Below are 3,072 nucleotides of genomic sequence, written 5' to 3'. Positions count from 1 at the left end.
TCCGGGTCGCACGGGCGCGGGGCAAGCGCCGCTGCCCGGCCCATGTCCAGCAGGCGCATGGCCAGGTCGCGCACCCGCGCAACATCGTCGCGCACCATGCGCCAGCCCTGTTCCAGGTACTCGCGCCGGTCCAGCTCCAGCCCCTTTTCCAGCACGAACATGGCCCCTTCAAGCCCGCCCGCCACGTTCTTGATGGCATGGGCCAGCCCGGCAGCCGTCTCGCCCACGGCGGCCAGCCGCTCGGCGTGCAGCAGTTCACGGGTACGCCGGGCCACCAGTTGTTCCAGTTCCTCGGTATGGCGGCGCAACGCCTCGCGCAGGGCCATGCGCTGGCGGGCGCGGTCCAGCGCCACTTCCAGCGCCTCCGGGGCCACCGGCTTGGTCAGGAAGTCGCCCGCGCCGAAACGCAGACTGGATACGGCAAGCTCCATGTCGCCGTGGCCGGTCAGCACCAGCACCTCAACCCCGGGAAATTCCGCCTTCACCGCGCGCAGCAGGTCGATGCCGTCCATGCCGGGCATGCGCACGTCGGTCAGCACCACGGCGGGCGGGTCTGCGCGGACCATGGACAGCGCCTCCGCCCCGGACGCCGCCGTGCGCACCCCGCAGCCCATGTCGGCCAGCAGCAGCGCCAGCACGGTGCGGATGCCTTCCTCGTCGTCGACCAATAACAGGGACAGAGACGGCGGTACGCTCATGCCGCGCCCCCTTCACCGGATGCCAGCCCGTCGGCAGGCTCCGCATCCCCCGTTCCCACCGCCCCAGCAGTTCCCCCAGTTCCCACCGCCCCGGAAGTCACCGGAAAGTGCAGGGTGAAGCACGCCCCGCCCTCCGCCACGTTGGACGCCTGGATGGACCCGCCGAACTCCTTGACCAGCCCGTAGCTGATGGAAAGCCCCAGCCCCGTGCCCTTGCCCACCTTCTTGGTGGTGAAGAACGGCTCGAAGATGCGCGGCAACAGCGCCGGGGGTATGCCGCCGCCTGTGTCGCACACCCGCGCCGTCACCCGCCGGTCGTCGGCCACCGTTTCCACGGTGATGCGGCGCGGCGCTCCCGGTTCCTTCTCGCTGCGTTCCTCTATGGCGTCGCGGGCGTTGAGCAGCAGGTTGATGAACACCTGCTCCAGCCGGTTGGACACGGCCATGACCGGCGGCAGGGGCTCTGCCAGCCGCCAGTCGATGTCGATGCCGCGCAGCGACAACTGGCGGCTGAAAAATTCCGTGGCGCTTTGCAGCACCGTGTTCACGTCCACCCGCTCCAGCGCCAGGTCCGAGCGGCGACCGAAGTCGCGCATATGCCCGATGATGCGGCTGGCCCGGTCCACATGGCTGTCGATCTCGCGGGCCATGGTGGCCAGTATTTCCGGGTCGATGGGTTCGCCGCGCGTCACCTTGCGCAGCAGGAATCCCCCGGCGGTCTTGATGACCGTGAGCGGCTGGTTCAGTTCGTGGGCTACCCCGGTGGCCATTTCGCCCAGCGTGGCCATCTTGCCTGCCTGAATCACCTTCTGCTCGGCCTCCAGCCGTTCGGTGATGTCGGTGGTGGTCACCAGCAGCACCTGCCGGGCCAGGTATTCCGCCGGTGAAAGCATGATGTCCACATGAAAGGGCCTGCCGTCGCGGGCCACGTTGCGGGCGCGGTTCAGCACGGTGAAGGCCCGCAACTGCGAGGCGTAGCGTTCTCGCTCGTCCGGGGGGAACAGGTCCAGAAACGAGCGACCCTTCATTTCGTCACGCGGCCAACCGTACACCTTCTCTGCCGTGGAGTTGCAGTCCACCACTTCCAGGGTCTGCTGGTCCAGCACGAACACGGCACTGGGAATGTGGTTGAAGATGGCGTGGTATTTCAGCTCGGAGCGGCGCAGCTTTTCTTCCAGTTCCTTGCGGTCGGTGATGTCCAGGGTCATTTCCATGGCCGCGGTCACCCGCCCTTCCGCGTCGAACACGGGCGAGGTATGCACGATCCAGTGCGCCCGGCTGCCGTCGGTATGAAACCCGCTTTCCTCGCTGCAATGGGCAAGGCCGGTCTGCATGGTCATTTCCACGGCGCAGTTGGGGCACTTGCCGGTGCGCCCCTTGTAGGCCTGAAAGCAGAAATCGCCGGGTTTCGGCGTGAAATTCTCGCGGAACATGCGGTTGTAGCGCAGAAGCCGCAGGTTGCGGTCCTGCACTGTGATGGCGCAGGGCACCTGATCGAAAAGCCGCTGGTATTCGTCGCGCTGGCGGTTCAGCTCCGCCCGCTTCTGGGCGATGTCGCGGTCCATGCGGGTGATGGCCCCGGCCAGTTCGCCTATCTCGTCCTGCTGGCGCACGTCGGAAAGGTCCACCTTCTCGCCGCGCGCCACGGCGCGGGTGCCCTCGATAAGCCGGGCCACGGGCCGCGTCAGGAAACGCCGCAGAAACAGGTGCACCGCCGTGGCCCCCAGCAGGAACACCGCCGCCGCCAGGGTGACCACCCGGGTCTGGAAGGCCAGCACCTCGGTTTCCGCGTCATCCAGTGAAAGCACCACTTCCAGCGCACCCAGCACCAGCTTGTCCGCCGGGTGGAAGTGGCAGGGTTCGCCCGAACAGCCGGGTTCGTTCATGATGGGGGTAAGGCTGCCCAGCAGGCGGCGGCCATCCGGATCGGTGAACACGCGGGTACGCTCGCGCAGGGCCAGCCACTGGCGCGGTTCCGCCGTGCGGTGGCAGGCGGCGCAGGCCTCGTCGCGGATGTTGGTGCGGCGCTCCACCTCGTCCGGGTCGCCCGAAAACTTGATGACGCCTTCCTTGTTGTAGATGCGGATGGAGACGATGTCCTTCTGGCGGGCCACGTCGCTTATGATCTGGTTGATCTCGTCGCGGGCGTTCAGCATCATGGCGTAGCGAGCGCCCAGGCGGATGGTGGTGCCCAGGCGGTCACCCCCGGCGGCCAGTTCGTCGTGCAGGTGTTCGCGCTGGTAGCGGATGCTGCCCAGCGACAGCACCAGCACCCCCAGAAACAGCGCCGCACCGCTGCCTGCCACCACCTTGGCGGCCAGGCTGCCGCCCGGCAGGCCGCGCAGGCGGCGCCCCCACCCCGGCTTGCCGGGTT

General features: G+C 68.0%; 2 protein-coding genes. Both read right to left on the bottom strand.

The features are described 5' to 3' along the window. On the bottom strand, window positions 1–698 hold a 698-nt coding region (locus tag FVW20_RS10815; RefSeq protein ID WP_196609546.1), incomplete at its 3' end, for a response regulator. Beyond that, on the bottom strand, window positions 695–3,072 hold a 2,378-nt coding region (locus FVW20_RS10810), incomplete at its 5' end, for a PAS domain S-box protein (RefSeq protein WP_231039035.1). The genes FVW20_RS10810 and FVW20_RS10815, both read right to left, overlap by 4 nt.

The organism is Nitratidesulfovibrio oxamicus (genome assembly GCF_015731765.1).
Taxonomy (GTDB): Bacteria; Desulfobacterota; Desulfovibrionia; order Desulfovibrionales; family Desulfovibrionaceae; genus Cupidesulfovibrio; species Cupidesulfovibrio oxamicus.
This window is presented reverse-complemented; position numbering and strand designations above follow the sequence as displayed.